The organism is uncultured Shewanella sp., assembly GCF_947501665.1.
Lineage (GTDB): Bacteria > Pseudomonadota > Gammaproteobacteria > Enterobacterales > Shewanellaceae > Shewanella.
In genome coordinates, this window is the sequence record NZ_CANMWS010000013.1 from 1 (window position 1) to 17,767 (window position 17,767).

Annotated in this window: 20 protein-coding genes and 1 rRNA gene; 13 read left to right on the top strand and 8 right to left on the bottom strand. The window is 37.7% G+C overall.

The window, feature by feature from the left end; genetic code table 11:
- Positions 1 to 67: ribosomal RNA gene (locus tag Q0976_RS11205) — 16S ribosomal RNA — on the bottom strand; the annotation flags it as partial.
- A 581-nt stretch (positions 68 to 648) separates the two neighbouring features.
- Positions 649 to 2,070 carry a cytochrome c oxidase accessory protein CcoG gene (ccoG, locus tag Q0976_RS11210; protein WP_299493904.1) on the bottom strand — a complete coding sequence of 474 codons (1,422 nt, stop codon included), beginning with the start codon at positions 2,068 to 2,070 and terminating at the stop codon, positions 649 to 651.
- An 89-nt stretch (positions 2,071 to 2,159) separates the two neighbouring features.
- Here ccoG and Q0976_RS11215 point away from each other — a divergent pair, with 89 nt between their 5' ends.
- Both Q0976_RS11215 and Q0976_RS11220 read left to right on the top strand, forming a co-directional pair.
- Entirely contained in the window at positions 2,160 to 2,510 is a 351-nt protein-coding gene (locus Q0976_RS11215; RefSeq protein ID WP_299493905.1) for a hypothetical protein, read from the top strand.
- 281 nt (positions 2,511 to 2,791) lie between these two features.
- The gene (locus Q0976_RS11220) at positions 2,792 to 3,010 is read left to right on the top strand and encodes a DUF2061 domain-containing protein (protein ID WP_299493906.1); all 219 of its coding nucleotides are present in this window, start codon (positions 2,792 to 2,794) and stop codon (positions 3,008 to 3,010) included.
- 297 nt (positions 3,011 to 3,307) lie between these two features.
- On the opposite strand, the gene moaB is transcribed toward Q0976_RS11220, so the two are convergent.
- From moaB to Q0976_RS11240, 4 genes are all read right to left on the bottom strand, one after another.
- Positions 3,308 to 3,814: a molybdenum cofactor biosynthesis protein B gene (moaB, locus tag Q0976_RS11225; RefSeq protein WP_299493907.1), complete on the bottom strand. Its 507-nt coding sequence runs from the start codon at positions 3,812 to 3,814 to the stop codon at positions 3,308 to 3,310.
- A 43-nt stretch (positions 3,815 to 3,857) separates the two neighbouring features.
- A complete protein-coding gene (locus tag Q0976_RS11230; protein ID WP_299493908.1) occupies positions 3,858 to 4,463 on the bottom strand; it encodes a molybdenum cofactor guanylyltransferase in 606 nt (201 codons plus the stop codon).
- A gap of 82 nt (positions 4,464 to 4,545) precedes the next feature.
- Positions 4,546 to 5,001, bottom strand: coding sequence for a DMT family transporter (locus tag Q0976_RS11235; RefSeq protein WP_299493909.1), 456 nt, complete (start codon positions 4,999 to 5,001; stop codon positions 4,546 to 4,548).
- Between the two features lie 45 nt (positions 5,002 to 5,046).
- Positions 5,047 to 5,526 carry a DMT family transporter gene (locus Q0976_RS11240; protein WP_299493910.1) on the bottom strand — a complete coding sequence of 160 codons (480 nt, stop codon included), beginning with the start codon at positions 5,524 to 5,526 and terminating at the stop codon, positions 5,047 to 5,049.
- 118 nt (positions 5,527 to 5,644) lie between these two features.
- Between Q0976_RS11240 and Q0976_RS11245 the strand changes: the two genes are divergently transcribed.
- The 5 genes from Q0976_RS11245 (at position 5,645) to Q0976_RS11265 (ending at position 9,790) form a co-directional block, all read left to right on the top strand.
- Positions 5,645 to 6,535 (top strand): LysR family transcriptional regulator, encoded by an 891-nt coding sequence (locus Q0976_RS11245; RefSeq protein ID WP_299493911.1) that lies wholly within the window; start codon positions 5,645 to 5,647, stop codon positions 6,533 to 6,535.
- A 306-nt stretch (positions 6,536 to 6,841) separates the two neighbouring features.
- On the top strand, positions 6,842 to 7,195 hold the full coding sequence (locus Q0976_RS11250) for a hypothetical protein (protein WP_299493912.1): 354 nt from the start codon (positions 6,842 to 6,844) through the stop codon (positions 7,193 to 7,195).
- Positions 7,182 to 7,631, top strand: a complete 450-nt coding sequence (locus tag Q0976_RS11255) for a hypothetical protein (RefSeq protein WP_299493913.1) — start codon at positions 7,182 to 7,184, stop codon at positions 7,629 to 7,631. Before Q0976_RS11250 ends, Q0976_RS11255 begins: the two co-directional genes overlap by 14 nt.
- Positions 7,632 to 8,925: 1,294 nt before the next feature.
- On the top strand, positions 8,926 to 9,273 hold the full coding sequence (locus tag Q0976_RS11260; RefSeq protein ID WP_299493914.1) for a hypothetical protein: 348 nt from the start codon (positions 8,926 to 8,928) through the stop codon (positions 9,271 to 9,273).
- On the top strand, positions 9,263 to 9,790 hold the full coding sequence (locus Q0976_RS11265) for a hypothetical protein (RefSeq protein ID WP_299493915.1): 528 nt from the start codon (positions 9,263 to 9,265) through the stop codon (positions 9,788 to 9,790). The genes Q0976_RS11260 and Q0976_RS11265 overlap by 11 nt, the downstream gene beginning before the upstream one ends.
- A 68-nt stretch (positions 9,791 to 9,858) precedes the next feature.
- Here the strand turns inward: Q0976_RS11265 and Q0976_RS11270 are convergent, their stop codons facing one another.
- Entirely contained in the window at positions 9,859 to 10,014 is a 156-nt protein-coding gene (locus tag Q0976_RS11270; protein ID WP_299493916.1) for a hypothetical protein, read from the bottom strand.
- 40 nt (positions 10,015 to 10,054) lie between these two features.
- Positions 10,055 to 10,240 carry a hypothetical protein gene (locus tag Q0976_RS11275; RefSeq protein ID WP_299493917.1) on the bottom strand — a complete coding sequence of 62 codons (186 nt, stop codon included), beginning with the start codon at positions 10,238 to 10,240 and terminating at the stop codon, positions 10,055 to 10,057.
- Positions 10,241 to 10,579: 339 nt separating this feature from the next.
- Between Q0976_RS11275 and Q0976_RS11280 the strand changes: the two genes are divergently transcribed.
- From Q0976_RS11280 to Q0976_RS11305, 6 genes are all read left to right on the top strand, one after another.
- A complete protein-coding gene (locus Q0976_RS11280; protein WP_299493918.1) occupies positions 10,580 to 11,089 on the top strand; it encodes a hypothetical protein in 510 nt (169 codons plus the stop codon).
- 77 nt (positions 11,090 to 11,166) lie between these two features.
- Positions 11,167 to 12,315 (top strand): ABC transporter substrate-binding protein, encoded by a 1,149-nt coding sequence (locus Q0976_RS11285; protein WP_299493919.1) that lies wholly within the window; start codon positions 11,167 to 11,169, stop codon positions 12,313 to 12,315.
- Positions 12,316 to 12,541: 226 nt separating this feature from the next.
- Entirely contained in the window at positions 12,542 to 13,219 is a 678-nt protein-coding gene (locus Q0976_RS11290) for a TetR/AcrR family transcriptional regulator (RefSeq protein ID WP_299493920.1), read from the top strand.
- 220 nt (positions 13,220 to 13,439) lie between these two features.
- Complete coding sequence (locus Q0976_RS11295; protein ID WP_299493921.1) at positions 13,440 to 15,770, top strand: MMPL family transporter; 2,331 nt, start codon at positions 13,440 to 13,442, stop codon at positions 15,768 to 15,770.
- Entirely contained in the window at positions 15,763 to 16,554 is a 792-nt protein-coding gene (locus Q0976_RS11300; protein WP_299493922.1) for an outer membrane lipoprotein-sorting protein, read from the top strand. The genes Q0976_RS11295 and Q0976_RS11300 overlap by 8 nt, the downstream gene beginning before the upstream one ends.
- Positions 16,555 to 17,742, top strand: coding sequence for a hypothetical protein (locus Q0976_RS11305; protein WP_299493923.1), 1,188 nt, complete (start codon positions 16,555 to 16,557; stop codon positions 17,740 to 17,742).
- The last annotated feature ends 25 nt before the right edge of the window (positions 17,743 to 17,767 follow it).

A 17,767-nucleotide genomic window follows, 5' to 3' on the forward strand; every position in this document is an offset into this window, starting at 1 on the left:
GCTCGACTTGCATGTGTTAGGCCTGCCGCCAGCGTTCAATCTGAGCCATGATCAAACTCTTCAATTAAAGTTTTGTTGGTCCGAAGACCTGCTCAATGAATTCTGTTCATTCGCATGAACACTCACTCTTAAAATAAAGAGGTCATTAAGTAATTTTTTGACTGCTTCACTCTTTACTAGAAAGAAGTAAGGCAGTTTCGAATAACTTAATCTCTGTGAGTGTCCACACAGATTTGCTTGTCAACTTTTTAAAGAACGACGCCCTAGCTAAGTGCTACCTCTTATATAAAGAGTGGACGTGATACCGATTTTTCAGGTATCGCCGTAGACGTTAGGTCGCTGGCTTGAGGAGGCGTATTCTACGCGTTTCCTTGTGTGCGTCAAGTGTTTTTTTAAGAAGTTTTTCAAAGGTTAACTTTAAATCACTTTTACTCTTATTAACTTCTTGAAACACCTGTCACCGCTGCTGTTTACCAATTGCTTAGTAAGCTGCTTTGCCGTGTCAGTGGGTGCGCATTATAGGGAGATTTGAGATTAGCGCAAGGGCTTTTTTGCATTTAATTTCGATAAACCATTTAAGTGCACACAAAGCCAGCTAAACGTATAAAAAAAGGGCTAGCCAGCCCTTTTTTCATTCAACATTGTATTTTATTCACTAAAAAAACGAGAATCTTGCGTGGTCTGCACTTTATTATCAGAACTACTGACACTAAAAGTAATATCCGTGACGCTTTTATTTAGCTTTACAGGATCCACAGCTAAGCTGATTGGTACACTGAGTACTTCACCAGACATTAAAGTCACATGTTTTGGCCCTATCCACTGATAATCAGGTAAGCCTTCTACCTTCATATAGTATTCATGGGGTAATTCCGTTTTATTAAAAATCTTGAGGGTAAAGGTATTCTCAATCAAGCCGTCACTGTTTTCTCTGTAAAGTTGATTACGATCTCGTATGACATCCAATCGCATTGGAGAAATAGTCATGCATGCGTAGATAAACAGTAATGTCATGACCGTAAGCATAGCGCCATAACCAACCAATTTAGGACGTAATACTTTTTCTTTTACTCGGTTTAATTTATTTTCCGTGGTATAGCTAATTAAACCTTTGGCGTATCCCATGTGAGACATAGTATTGTCGCAAGCATCAATACAAGCACCGCAGTTAATACATTCATATTGAAGACCATTGCGAATATCAATTCCAGTTGGACACACTTGCACACATAAGTCACAATCAATGCAATCCCCTAACCCTTGCGCTTTAGGGTCGGATTTACGCGCTCTTGGTCCTCGATTTTCACCACGTTGACTATCGTATCCCACTATATAGGTATTTCTGTCGAACATTACCGCCTGAAACCGAGCATAGGGACAAATGTGAATACACATAATTTCTCGCATCCATCCCGCATTGCCGTAAGTCGCCAAAGCGAAAAAAACCACCCAAAAATACACTAAACCCGTTTCATTTAAACTGAATAGATCGATATAAAGCTTATCGGCAGGCACAAAATAAGAAATAAAAGTGGTTGCAGTAAATAGAGAGACCAATAGCCATGCTAAGTGTTTTGCGCTTTTACGCCAAACCTTATTAACACTCCAAGGAAGTTGATCTAATTTAATTCGCTTATGCCTCGTTCCTTCTAATTTTTCTTCAAACCAAATAAAGATAAAAGTCCACACAGTTTGCGGACAAGTATAGCCACACCACACACGCCCTAAATAAGTTGTGACAAAAAATAGCCCAAAAGCTGCTATCGTTAATAATGCCGCTAGCAAAGTCAGATCTTGAGGCCAAATAGTGAGTCCAAATATATGGAATTTTTGCTCTGCAAGATCGAATAAAACGGCCTGCCTGTCTCCCCATGGAAGCCAAGGAATGACTAAAAAAGTCAACATTGCAATCCACCCAAGACGACGTCGTAACGTACTCCATATCCCCGTTACAGCCCTGACATATATCCTATTTCTCGGGTTAAAACGGTCCGCTTTATCAGGATCGGGTTGATGGATCTTAATTCGCTTTTCTTTTGAGTAATCTTTTTGATTTTTTTCTGCGTTCATTTTACAGCCTTACAGCTTTAACATTTACCAGAAAACTGGTCTATTATAACTCTTATAACACAAGTTATTCACTTCGATAGGACTTAAATATGAGAAATTGGATCATCTTGGCAATATTAGTTGCCCTCGCATATTACTTGTACACAAAAAGTGACAGTGTCGAAAAGCCGGTGAACAGCACGCCGTCGGCTGTTGAGTCGACTACCGATACAGGCTCCGCCAATACTCAAATGGACTCATTAGAAGCAAAAGCACAATCACTCAAAGCCACTATTGACGCGAAATTATCCGCTACTGAACAACAGGCATTTAACTTGATCGCCCAATCTAAAGAAAAAGTAAAACAATTTGTTGACGAATATTGTGCTCCTAGCGCACCACAAAGCAGTAGCTTTAGTAAAGAGAGCCAAGAATATATTTGTAAAGAGTTACAAAACTAACTCTCATTACACAAGAAGTCCTATTTCCTTTGTTAACTTTAGCCGTTAACAAAGGATTTTGTGTTTACCTCATTTCCTATTAAGTAATAGTATAATCTAAATAAAAACAAAACCTTAAATGTAAATATAATTACAAGTACATCATCAATCTTCTTTTCTATATAACCAAAACACCAATATTACTTTAAATAATTAAGAAAAAAGTCTAAAAACACACTTCCAAACACAAATGATAACCATTATCATTTGATTTATTAAATATACGCGTACTTGAGGTTTGTATGACTAAAACAATGACATTTGCGGCACTTCATTTTAGCGTGGCTTTTACTGTTACCTATTTATTAACTGGTAGCCTATTAGTTGGCGGCGCCGTTGCTTTAGTTGAACCCGCTATTAACACTGTCGTATTTTATTTCCACGAAAAAGTATGGAAACGGTATGATGCTAAAAAGAAACACACTTTGAGCACATCCTCTTCAGTAATACACTCACATTGACAGCCCTTTAACCTGCAACATTCAATTCAAAATAGGGACAAAGACGCCAGTGAATAATTTGTCCTCAATAAATAAGAAAATCTCATAAGAATAGACGCCAATAAGGATAGGCATAATAGAATACAAGACTGACAACACATTCGCTCTTATTTAGGTTATGACATCACGCTCATGTAATGATTTTCAACAATCACATTAACAAGATAAAATCTCAAAGAGAGAGCTTATCATCCGTACACCTTTAGGAGACGATAATACAAACCAAGGTCATCACCACTTAGACCAGCATCTCCACATTCATTTCACATGTGGCACAAAATTACAGGGATTATGCCTCGCATCAAGTTGCGATTGGATTATTTTCTCCCAAGCTAATTGGCAAGCTCCAGTTGAACCAGGCATGCAAAAAATCACCGTATTATTAGCTAGCCCAGCCACCGCACGCGACTGTAATGCTGATGTACCAATATCATCAAAGGAAAGCTGCCTAAATAACTCGCCAAACCCATCAACCTTTTTATCAAATAGTGGGATAAGCGCTTCTATGGTTGAATTTGTACGATTAAAACCAGTGCCACCAGAAACTAATACCACTTGCACGTCGCTCGACGCAATCCAGACTGACACAATAGAGCGAATGTGATAAATATTGTCTTTGATGATCATTTTTTCACTTAATTGGTGACCACTTTCCTTTAATGCCTCTTCCAGTAAGTCGCCAGCAGAATTATTAGACTCATCACGGGTATTCGATACGGTTAATACAGCGATGTTTAATGGCTGAAAAGGCTTATCTTTTTTCATTCTCATTGTCCCTTATGTACTCAAACTTACCTTGATAAAAATATTAATGGATATCACTTATTGTATCTATAGCGTGCTGCCATTGAGTTTTATCATTGGTATTGATTAATTTTTCAGGGTGCCGTGAAATTATAGACTCGCTGTCAATTAACGCTAAAAAGGCTTTAATAGAACGGTTTTTTTTAGAGGTTGCAACCGCTTCACTTAAAGGAAGAAAAGAAGGGTCATTAGGTAAAAATAATGGTAGCGGCGTACTTTGGAAATACCGAGCACAATCCCTCTTACCCTCACTCGTCTTTTCTTGCAAAACATTATTCGTATCATAATCAATCAATTGATTGATTAATTTCTTATTAAGCAATGGCATATCGATAGGAATAATCATTAATCCTTCAATATCCTCCCTTTTTTGAGCGAAGAAGAGAGCAGTGTGTATTGCCCCCATGGGCCCACAATCTAAATGAATATCGGCCAAATACCCCGTTTGATTACGACAAACCACTATATTCTGAATGCCACATTCGCCTAATAAATGCCGATTCCTTTGCAACATGGAGACGCCATTAATTTGTAACTTGGCTTTATCTTTTCCCATACGCTGAGATTGACCACCAGCAAGGATCACACCTAATATGTTATCTTTGTTCATCAATCACCTTCTAGTCATTTCTGGTATCACTATGGATCACATTTCCAACTTGAACAATCCAATGTTACTAATGATGATTAACTTATGATGCGACTTTTATTTTAACGGGCGTTATCTGTGAACAATAAATGCCACACCCTATTAAAATAACGCCTAATAACTTAATACTGACTTCCTTGGAATCATGTAACTGACTATCTAATAACACTCCCATAAGCATCTGCCCACTGATCACGAGTAAAGCAGTATTTGCCACGCCTAATCTCGCTAATATAAAACTGTTTAACGCCACATAAAGTGCGCCAATAAAGCCTCCTAAATATAAATACCAAGGTACAGACAACATAAGCAAAATCGAGCTTAATTGAAAAACCCCATAAAAAATCAAAGTTAAAGTCAAGACCAAAAAGCCCACTAAGTGATTATAAACTGATGCTTTTAATGGCCCAACATGCAGGCTGAGCCGCCCATTGAGCACTCGACTCAAACTGATTACGACACCATTTAATAACGCGATAACAATATATAAGGACATCATTCATTCTCTTTTAAGTATTGTTCATTTCCAAGTCACTTTGAATCATCACGAAAAGATAATAATAAAGCTCCCTCCTAGTATAAGAATAACTTTCAATAAATCAGCGATAACAAAAGGTTTTTTCTGACTACCAAACAGCCCCAAATGATCCAATATGATGCCAAAAATAATCTGTCCAATAAGCGTACTGGTTAACGTACCACTGAGCCCAATGTCACTATTAACAGTTATCGCTGCTAACACCACAGTTAACGCACCAGGAAGACCTCCGAGATAAATCCAATAAGGCAAATCAGTCTTTTTTTTCCACTTTGATTTTCCCAAACAATATTGCTTATGCCCCTGAAAAAAAATAGCACCTATTATCACTAAACAAATCGCCACTAATGCACCTACACCATGGGCAATCCAAGACGCTTGTATCGGTGAACTAACTAATGCTAATCCACTATTAATATCTATCATTAGTGCCAATAATCCCCCCGCGAAAAGGGCCATTAACTTATCTGATACTTGTTTTAACACCGTTTTTATTCCCACACAAAAATGTAGGTACACTTTAAATTGTTTTCATTTAATTTATAATTAGTCAAAATAGAAAATTATTGATGAACAAAACTCAACAATAGAAATTTCAATCGCTATGAATACTTTCGCTGCCATACCTGTTTTTGTCACCGTTGTAGAAATGGGCAGCTTTTCAAAAGCCGCCGAAAGACTGGGAAGTTCAAAATCCGCGGTAAGTAAACGGATCACTCAGTTAGAAGCATCATTAGGTATTCGTTTATTACACCGAACCACTCGCCGTTTAAGCCTCACGCAAGCGGGACAAACTTATTATGACAGTGTCAGTGAAGCCCTCGCGCTAGCTAACGATGCAAGAGATGCCCTCACTCAACAACAAATCCAGCCTAAGGGTCACTTGCGAATTAATGCACCTATGGCCTTTGGACGACTTCATCTTGCCACGTTAATCCCGCAATTTTTAAAAGCGCACCCGCTAATTTCGATTGAAATGATCATGGATGATAAAGTACTCGATATGGTCGAATACCAATTCGATGTCGCGATACGAATAGGAAAGCTGCCCGATTCAAACCTTATTGCACGTAAAATTGCATCTTGTCACAGTGTATTGTGCGCCTCGCCAGATTACCTTAAACAGCATGGGGTACCAGATACCCCAAAGGCGCTTCTGCAGCATAACTGTTTATTTTATTCTTACTTTCAGGCTGGCAGTGAATGGAAATTTAAAGGTAAAACAGGAACGACCTCTATTCAGCCAAAAGGTAACTATCGCGTCAATAATAGTAAAGCATTATATTCAGCCTTACTTGCAGGATTAGGTATTTGCCAAATGCCATTATTTATTGTCAATGAAGCGCTTAAAACCGGGCAACTCATTCCACTGTTAACTGATTATTCATTACCTGAACATGCTATTTATGCCGTTTACTCAACCCGTCAGCACTTACCCCATAAAGTCAGCGTCTTTATTGACTTCATAGAAAAGCACCTACAAGATTTAACCTAGGCTCTATTGATCTTAAGTAATGATTTCTGCAACAGCTTGTAGTTACAATCACCACCCAAGCCAAGCTTTTGTATCAAAGCCTGATAGACACTGAGGTAGAGTGAGGTAAGTGACCACTAAATGAGAGGTGGGGCCTAATGTTGGAATATATAAAGTACCCACTTCTCTCACCTGTTCAACTCTCCCACTCAGTCAAAACAAATCTGCACCCTGTCACAGTTCACAAAAACAACGAGAAAGAACTGTTGGATTTATGGTTAACTTATGAGATTATTAATTATAACTAAATGGATTTAATGGATATTTATGTCATCCGCAAAATGTTTTCACTCGATAAAGAATTTTAAACCAACACCTCGTACTCGTAATGGAATAAAAGAGTTAGATAGATTAGCTAATATGGGATCTTACCTTCAAAAGCTCATTGTTTTAATTCCTTTTTTTGGTATTTTTGTCGGTAGAGATACTTACTCAATAGCTTCTTTTATAAATTACGGCTGGCAAGTCTCACAAACAGACTGGGTTACTTTTGATCAAGCTTTAGCTGCTGCACCTGAAATCACTAGAACTAAAATTAACGCCTTTGCTGAAAAAGAATGGTTTGTAGCAAGTGGAAATGATGCTCTATTTTGGAGGTGTGTCGCTAATGCAACTAAATAAAATAGCTTTATTTTTTATTGGTATAGTGTCTTCTTATAGCAGCTATGCAGAACAAAAAGACCCAGATAATTTAGCATTTGCCCTAGCAAAATACGAAAAAGAATCGAAAATTTGTTCTAAATACAATATCAGTGATTTTAAAACGAAAAATACATGGTTTGATAGCTTGTCAGATGATGACAAAAAAACAGCTATTTATTATATTGTTACGAGTTTAAAAGAGCAGTGCTTACAACCATTAGAAAATGAACTCATTGTCGCTTTTTTCTATGATGCAGCAATCACCAATTCAAATGAGAAACTATTAACCTACCTAGAAATGGTACGCATTGCATTACCTAGTCAAGAAGATAAACGTTTAATAGAAAAAAAAGTAAATAAACTCAACAGCAAACAACTAGACATATTAAAAGAAGAGATCAAGTCGAGTATATAAATCGATTCAAGGAACTTAATCCACCTATTCCGGGGCCAGCTTTTAAAATAAGCGCGCCCCACTCGACTTACAAACGGGGCAGTCTGCCCCACTTATTCCCCACCACCGCCACTGCTTGCATATGCATTACTGACAAAATACAACACAACAAAGGCAACTACGGGGATCAATATTCTATGAAGAGTCATTACAATTAGTTCCCTCTATTTAAGTAGCGATCCGATCTTTACATTTGATCTAGTTAGCTTATTCTTCCCTCTTTTAATTGCATATCATATAAACACAAGGCTCAAAGGTTAGCCATTACTAATCGAGCGATATACCCTCAAGATATCCACAACTTGTGCCCAAGATTCTCTCTTGCAAAATAGAGTAATCACCAGTATTTTAGAGATAAGGATAAAAAACGAACACTTGTTTTTCTATAAGCACACTTCGATTGCTATTAGATAAAAAATACATACCATTGTTATTAGATTAATAAATAACTTTATCTGTATGAGTCATTTAACAAGAGTAGCCACCTTATTTTTGTGAGCATATCTGAGCTAAAAACATGCCATAAAAAAATATGGTAGACTGCTTCACATTAAATAAAATGAACCTCTTTAATGACATATAAAGTCAAAAGGGTTGTAAACGAGTGTTCAACGCTATGATAGAATCATAAAAAGTAGGAGGAATGAAGCACTAAAAAGCATGATAAAAGAAGTTGATTAAGATAATTGCGCCAACAATTACCTTAATCTGATACCAACACGAGAGAGCGTTCGTATACTGTTTTCAGTTACAATGTATAATTTTAGCATAGAGAATACAAGGAAAATGTAATTACATTTTTTAACTGTATTCCATATGTCTTATATACCAATGATGTATGAACGCTCTCTATTAATTTACTCTAATTAAATGGAGGGCACAGAATTGCCTCTTAACAAAGAAAATATTAGCTTTTCAAAGCTAATTAAAGATTTCTCTAACCTGGCAAAAGGCTGTTTCTATTGTCTATCGATGTTTTACATCGACAGCACAGGAATAGAGTTAATCAATCTACTCTCTTTTAGCATCAGCTAATATAAAAGCCCATCTGGGGCCCGATTTTGAAATAAGCGGCCCCATTTTTCCGCATGACTTAATGGCTTCCTAATCATACTAAGACTCAAAGAAATTAAAGACTCGTGGTTAAAATTTCGACTATAACTTCAAAAATATGGCTTCAAAAATGAACCAAAAAACGTTATGCTCATTTCACTATTAACTTATTGTAATAAATGAATTATATTAGGATGTTTTAATGAAAGGGAATTTTTGCACAGTTAGGAGCTTCAAGCCATCTGCGCGTACACTTGAAACAATAAAAGAAATGAATCGGATCACTAATATGGCAACCTTATTAGGTACAATAATGACTTTCATACCGCTATTTCAAATTTTTGCGGGGCGGAAAACTTATCCTTTTGCGAGCAATTGTAATACTAAAAAATTACAAATCGCTAATAGTGATTGGAAAATGTTTGCAGATGCTTTGTCGTCAGTACCTAAAGTTGAAAGATTAAAGCTAGAACAATTAGCACTTGGTATGGAACTTCTTACAACGGGTGAAGAAAGAAGCTTTTGGGGGTGCGTGTCTAATGCATTATAGAATTAGTTTTTTATTATTTATTTTAATGCCTTTCTCTTTGTGTGCTGCAAATTGGCCTTATTCGGAAAAAGTTTTGTTGAAAGAGCTAGATGATGCTTATGCAAAGGTAGAGGAACGAGCTAATTTCTGTTCTGATTTAAGATCACGAAAAATTACTCAAATTAATAGCGACTGGCTATTAATCTTGTCTGAACATCAACAGAAAATTGCCTTATTTGCCGTTAGTAATATGGCGCTTGATCGTTGTATGAAGCAAGTAGAAAGAGATTACAACACTGCATTAATTAATTATACCTCTAAGACTGGTGATAAAACGAAATTTGATCGATGGATGGTATTGAACTCAAATTACCCAAAAGAAATGCAAGAAGAATTTAATAAATTAGATCAAAATGAGCTCATAAAGTTATCTAAACAAGCAGAGCTTTCTATTCCTTTCTATCCAAAAGTTGATAAAAGTTTCATTCTGCCAAATGGTGATGATAACGCTCCATTTATTTATAAAAATAATGATTAGAAAATGGCTGTAACACTCAATCCTAAATCATAAAACCCGGGCCCGCTTTTAAAATAAGAGCGCCCCACTCACTCCCCACCACAGTAATCTTGTTGCTGCTCAATACACTCCACTATTTTCATCAATTCTGGCGGCAAATAGCTTCGGTCTTTGGTTTCATACCAATAAACTCCCCACAAAATAAGGGCGGATCCAAATAGGATAACAACACGATACAACTCCATATACATCATTTCCTTTTATAACATTCAATGCAATTACTCATCACTCAAAACAAAACGCCTCTAATCGCGCCGCCTCTGCCCCACTGGGCTGGCAATCGTACAAATACAGCTCTTTTAAGGTCATGGCCCATTGCTGCAGGCTAATCAGTGGATCCGTTAACGCTTGTTGCCAGTACTCACGCTGCTTAGTGAGCTGCTCTTGCACGTAAGCCAGCGGCAATTTCACTTGGTTTACGACAACATCATGCCTTATATTCTAATAACTCGTTATCCCCAAAATGCCATTATTTATTGTCAATGAAGCACTTAAAACTGGGCAACTCATTCCAATACTGACTGAATATTCGCTCCCGAAACATGCTATTTATGCCGTTTGCCCTACTCGTCAGCATGTCCCTAGTAAAGTCAGTACGTTTATAACCTTTATTGAAGCCCATCTGCAACATTTAAAATAAAGCCCATTCGATGCAAAAAAAGAGCAATTTAAACCCGCTTTATTATACTCATATAAGATAAGCATCAAATAAGCTGTGCTGTTTGTACAACTCATCAAGGGAGAAGCAATTTGTCTTTTAAAAAAATCACATTAATGACATTGTTTTTAATAACAAGTTTATCCTCTTATACCATGGCGGTAGAAGCAACCTCTTCTCTTAATTCATCAGCGACAAAATCATTAACCTCCTCCAAACAATGGCTATTTGTTCTTAGTGCGCAAAAAGGACGAATTATAAAGAAAAGTGATGATACTTTTGAGCTTTCTCTGAGCCGACTTGATAGAGGTGTTATTGCCATCACCGACGAGCCATTTCGTAAAAGTAAAATACTCACCTCGACTCGCTTTTTAAACGACTTTAATCAAATTTTTTCTCAAGCAAAACCCAATGCTGTATTAACGTATTCAGGCTTATTAACAGGGAAAAAAAGTCCACCAATAACCATAGTAATACAAAACGTCACCGTCATTCCAAATTTTAAAGTGCTGTTATCTCTTCACCCTTTATCTCCCAATACGGTACTTCCAAAAGGAGATATTCACGAAGTGAAGCTATTTATTGATGCAGCAACAGAATGAAAAGAAAAAATATGGCACGCCATTAGTTTACCCCCCAAATGAATAAATAAGATAAAAATTCACATTAAGGATAAGAAATGACAAAAATAATATTCATTAAGATGATATTTTTTTCTTCCATTTTATTAAGTTACCACTGCTTATCTAATGATAAACCACCTGTATATATTGGCGCACTGTATAGTATCAATGGCCCTTTATCCACATTAGGGCTTCCAGCTTATAAAGGCGCACAACTTGCAATATCAGATATCAATGCACAAGGTGGAATATTAGGCCATCCAGTCAAACTGAAAATATTTAACACCCATTCAACCGCCAATGTAACAGGCCAACTCAGCCAAAAACTATCCAAGATGAATGATATTCAAGTTATCACTGGACTGGTTGATGATAATCTTCTAAAAGCTGCCATCCCCAGTATTGTCAAACATAATAAAATCTTTATTACTGCCGGTTCGACCTCAGGAAAGCTTGCAAAACAATACCCTCGAAATTTAATCCTCGCTTGCTATACCGATTCAATGCAAGGAAAAGCAGCCGCTAGATTTACAGTACAAACCTTACATGCAAAGAAAATACTGATAATAGAAAACACTGAAATGCAATACGCTATAAATGCTAGCGAAGCCTTTATTAAAGAGCTTCAATTATTAAAAGGTCAAGTCATCTCCAAAGTCAGCTTCTCTCCTGACACTCTCGACATAGATAAACTCATCGCTCAACTCCTTCCAGTAAGAAAGAATGTCGAGGCCATTTATTTTGCCTCTGGTGTCCCAAAATCACTGAACATTATTCATCATTTGAGACAAAAAGGGTTTGATGAACCTATCATTGGCGCAGATGGTTTTGATTCAGACACCTTGGTCAATAACGCTGAGTCATTAAGTGATGTATTTTTTACCACACACGCTTTTCTATCACCAGATAGCACATCTACTCCTACTCAAACCTTTATTAAACATTACCAAAATAAATATAATACCCGTCCTAAAAGTGCTTTTACCGCATTGGGATACGACGCAACCATGCTAGCAGCTGAATTTTTAGTACGGTCTAAAGGAGATAGGCTGCCACCACTCTTACAATTACTCCCTACTCTTCGCCCACACACAGGTGCAAGCGGCGACATAAGCTTTCACGGTAGTAATATCCCCAATAAAAATGTATATATTATTCAGATCAATAAACATCAAAGGGAGTTAGCGAGTGTGTTAACTATCTAACCTGATGTAATGGTCTCCCCCTCACATCAGGTTATCTCGGTTTATGTCGCTAAACACCACTAATGATGCATTTTTAAAATGTAAAATATAAAGTTTTCTGATAGTGACTACGTTATTTTTATTAATAATCACTTTACACCTTGCAAACAGACCGCTTAGTCTGTAACCTTATGTTCATCATCTAAACATGATAAATTTAATCTACTTTTTTCATAAGGCAACCAACATGGGTAATCCGCAGGTCACACGACAAAAAATTTTACAAGTCGCTGCTGCCGAGATCCATGGTAAAGGCTTTAAAGCCACGAGTTTGGCCAATATTTTAACTGCTGCGAATATCTCAAAAGGAGCGCTTTATCATCACTTTACTAACAAGCAAGAGTTAGGTATTGCGGTGATGGAAGAAATTTATATGCCAATGTTTAGTGAGCCCTGGGAAAAAGCAGTAAAACATGATGATCCCATTGGTGCCATGAGTCATTTTGTGCGAAATATGCCTAATTTAGTCTCACAAGAAGAAATGGAAAAAGGTTGTCCAATGACAAATATTTGCAGTGAACTTGCCACTGCTGAGCCTGAAATTAGAGATCTTGCTAATACAATGTTTCAAAGGCTAACATCATTGATTGCCAAAGCCATGCAAAAAAGTGAAGTGCATGACAAGGTGAATCCTGAATCGGCAGCATTATTCATTTTTACCTCTACCAATGGTATTTCAACGTTAATAAAAAGCAGCCAAAGCCGCGAAATGTTTATTGCTGTCACTCAAGAATTGTCAAACTATATTGAAAGTTTACGCTCCAAACAATCTGCTATTAAAGTAAAAAACAGTGATGCGCTTGTTTTTGAACCTGTAGACTGTAAAGAGCACTTACAAAAACTTAAAAACTGGCGTGAAACTTAATCTCTTTCAATTAAAAATATAGTTTAATTTACCCTAAAATATATTTTAACAACTTGCTTATTAAGTTGTTTTTTTAACGCGGAAAAACAAACCGCACAGTTGGTTTTATTGGTTATCCATAGAGTTAATCCCCCATTTTCGGCAATGTGCTGTTTAGTTGCCGAATATTTTTTACAACAATAAAGACCTAACGGTCGGTACAACATGTAAAGGATCAGATATGCAAGGAACCCCATCACACTGGAGCACTCGTTACGGTGACTTCATCATCCGCTGGCGCTGGCTCATCGTTTTTAGCAGTATTGCTCTGGCATTATTCGCTGCTTCAGGCGCTCGTTTTCTTACCGTAAATAATGATTATCGAGTGTTTTTCAGCGATGATAACCCTCAATTACAAGCATTTGAAAAAATGCAGAGAACCTACACTAAGGTCGACAACATTCTCTTTGCATTAGAACCCACAAATGGGGATATGTTTAGTCCAGATATGTTGGCATTAACTGAAGAACTGACCCAAAAAGCATGGCTCCTGCCTTTCGCTTTACGTGTCGACTCCATTAGCAACTTCCAATACACCCATTCAAATGAAGACGATTTGATTGTTCAAGATTTAATCGAGTCGGGCCTTTCAATGACTCCTGCTAAGCGGGAAGAGCGTAAAAATATCGCCCTCAACGAACTGACTTTATTAGGGCAAAACATTAATCCAGATGCAAGTGTCACTGGAGTGAATGTCACCTTTCAAATGCCACAAAAAAGCTTAGATGAGGTGCCACAAACAGTTGAAGCCGCTCGAGCATTAATGCATGAGCTAGAACAAAAATACGATGTTAAAGTCCATTTAACGGGTATGGTTATGCTCAACAACTCCTTTTTTGAAGCATCAATGAAGGACATGGGCTCACTCGTTCCCGCGATGTATTTAGCTATCATTTTGCTCACTTTCTTTTTATTGCGTTCTAAAAGTGCCACCTTTTCAACCTTATTGGTTATCGTACTATCAATGATCACGGCAATGGGAATGGCTGGGCATTTTGGTGTTGGATTAACCCCTCCCTCTTCGGCCGCCACCACGATTATTATGACTCTGGCTGTTGCAGACTCAATTCACGTATTAGTCACAATGTTTGCTGGTATGCGCTCAGGTCTATCTCGTCATGAAGCCATAAAAGAGAGTCTTCGACTCAATATAGGGCCTGTCTTTCTAACGTCTGTCACAACTGCTATTGGCTTCTTAGCCATGAACTTTGCTGATGCGCCTCCGTTCCATGATTTAGGTAATATTACTGCCGTTGGTGTTATGGCTGCGTTTATTTTCTCATTAACCTTACTTCCAGCCCTTATGGCCATTTTCCCAGCCAAAAGTAGACAAGCTGGTACTGGACTTGAAAAAAAGATGCAACATCTTGGCGACTTCGTGATTCAGAAACGTCATCCATTATTATTCATCTCTTTCATCATATCTGTAACCCTCATTAGCTTTATTCCAAATAATCAATTAGAAGATGGCTTTGTACAATATTTCGACGAAACGGTTTCTTTTAGGACCGATAGTGACTTCGTTAATCAAAACTTAACAGGCTTATACCAAATACAGTATTCTCTCGACTCAGGCAGTAACTATGGTATTGCTGATCCTAGGTTCTTAAATAAACTCGATAGTTTTGTCACTTGGCTGCGATCGCAACCTGAAGTTAAAAACGTCACCAGTATTTCAGACACGTTTAAACGTTTAAATAAAAACATGCATGGAGACGATCCCGCTTGGTATAAGCTGCCCGATAATAAAGAGCTCGCGGCACAGTATTTATTGTTGTATGAACTATCACTACCTTACGGTTTAGACCTTAATAACCAACTCAACATTAGTAAATCTTCGACTCAAATCATCGTCACCGCTCATGATATGTCATCTAAAGACATTGTTGAATTAAGCGAAAGAGGCACTAATTGGCTAAGAACTAACACAGGCATTTACGCAGAAGGTGCTGGCTCTTCGGTCATGTTTGCACATATCGCAGAACGTAATATTTACTCAATGATCTCAGGCACTATTGCAGCCTTATTGCTGATCAGTGCACTGATTATGTTTGCATTAAAAAGCGTCCGTCTTGGACTATTAAGCTTAATTCCAAATCTGTTACCAGCAGGACTCGCGTTTGGTTTTTGGGGATTAATGGTCGGTCAAGTCAATATGGCCGTCTCTATGGTCGTGGGAATGACCCTTGGTATTGTCGTTGATGATACAGTTCACTTCCTCTCAAAATATTTACGTGCGCGCCGTGAACAAGGGCTGTCAGCAGAGCAAGCCGTAAAGTATGCCTTTAAATCAGTAGGCGTCGCCCTAGTCACCACATCAATCATTCTGGTTGTCGGCTTCTCTATTTTAGCTCAATCCAGTTTCGGCCTAAATTCGGCCATGGCGTTACTCACCACTGTCGCCATTATTGCTGCTTTACTCGCAGACTTTTTCTTGCTTCCCGCATTATTAATCTTACTTGATAAAAAAGAACGTCAAACTCACATCATTAAGGAACAAGCTTATGTTTAAATTAAACCCATTGATCTCAATGTTGCTTATTTCAGTCACATATTCAGCTTCCAGTTTTGCACTCACACCTGAAGAAAAGGGACGACAAATAGCCGTTGAAGCGGATAAACGCGATCTTGGATTCGGTGATACCAAATCCAGTATGACGATGGTACTTAAAAATCAGTATGGCGAAGAAACTAAGCGAGATATGCACAGTAAAACGTTAGAACAAGCGGATGACGGCGATAAATCCCTCATTGTATTCGATAGCCCCCAAGATGTTAAAGGCACTGCATTCTTATCTTTTACCCATCAAGTAGGAACAGATGATCAATGGCTATTCTTACCAGCCTTAAAACGTGTCAAACGTATTTCTTCTAGCAATAAATCAGGCCCTTTTATGGGAAGTGAATTTGCTTATGAAGATATATCATCTCAAGAAGTTGAAAAATATACCTACAAATATCTTAAAGATGAAACTTTTGATGGAAGAGCACATTTTGTCATTGAACGCGATCCTGTTGATCCAAAATCAGGTTACTCAAAACAAGTAGTCTGGCTAGATAAAGATGAGTATAGAGCTTGGAAAATTGATTATTTCGATAGAAAGGGAGACAAACTAAAAACATTAAACATATCGGATTACAATAAATACTTAAACCAATATTGGCGTGCTAATTTATGGGTGATGCATAATCATCAAACCGGTAAAAGTACTGAACTTCAATACGCTGACTTTCAATTTAGTAATGGCCTCACCAATAGAGATTTTACTAAGAACAGCTTGAAGCGAGCCCGTTAAATGAAAGCCGTATGCTTTTTAGTTGCAAGCATTTTGCTTGCAACACCACTCAGTTGGGCCGAAGAAGGCGAGTGGTCTGGTAATATTGGTCTACAAACGCGTTTTTTTGCGAAAGCGCCACTACTCGAAGAACAAGACCGACACAATGCATCAGCATCAATGGATGTCGAATATTTCCGTTATCTTAATGATGGGCAACAAATGTTTGTTGCTAATGCTTTTGGTCGATGGGATCTCAATGATGATGATCGCTCTCATTGGGATATGCAAGAACTCTATTGGTGGGGCTCCTTTGACCAAATGGAGGTCTATGCAGGTATTCGTAAAGTTTTTTGGGGAGTTACTGAAACCGTTCATTTAGTGGATGTTATTAACCAAGATGACAGGCTCGAGAATATCGATGGCGAAGATAAACTTGGTCAACTTATGGTATCAACATTATTTGAACGGGATTGGGGAACCTTAGAAGGTTTTATTCTTCTTGGATTTAGAGAAGCAGAGTTTAATGGCAAAGAAAGTCGACTGAGACCTTCGTTGCCAATTAATGAAGATGCAGCAACTTATGATGCAACAGCAGAAGAAAAACATATCGACTTTGCTCTTAGGTATTCCCATGTCATTGGTGATATTGATTTAGGACTCTCATATTTTAGAGGAACAGATAGGGATCCAATATTCACCATTAATTCTGAAAATCCAAATGAAGAGATCACCTTAACACCTCATTATCAATTAATTGATCAACTTGGAATCGACATTCAAGCCACTAAAGAATCTTGGTTATGGAAATTTGAAGCCATTTCAGGACAAGTCCGTAATGGCTCAGGCTATAGTGCTGCTGTTGGCGGTCTCGAATATACCTGGTTTGCACTCGATGGTGCCTCTGATCTAGGATTCTTGATGGAGTACCAATTTGATGACAGAGATAATCGATATACCAATAATGATATAGCCTTGGGCTTAAGATGGGCGTTAAACAACACACAAAGTACAGAAATGTTACTTGCGATAAGCTCTGACTTAGATAATCAGACTCGGTTTTTATCTTTTGAAGCTAATCATCGATTGTCTGATTTTTGGTATATCGAAAGTGAAATTCGTGGCTTTAGTAATGTCGACGTACAAGAAGGCAGTTATGATCTACGTTTAGATGATTATCTACAAGTTGAAATAAAACGCTATTTTTAATGTAGGTTTTTCGCTTCGATTATCT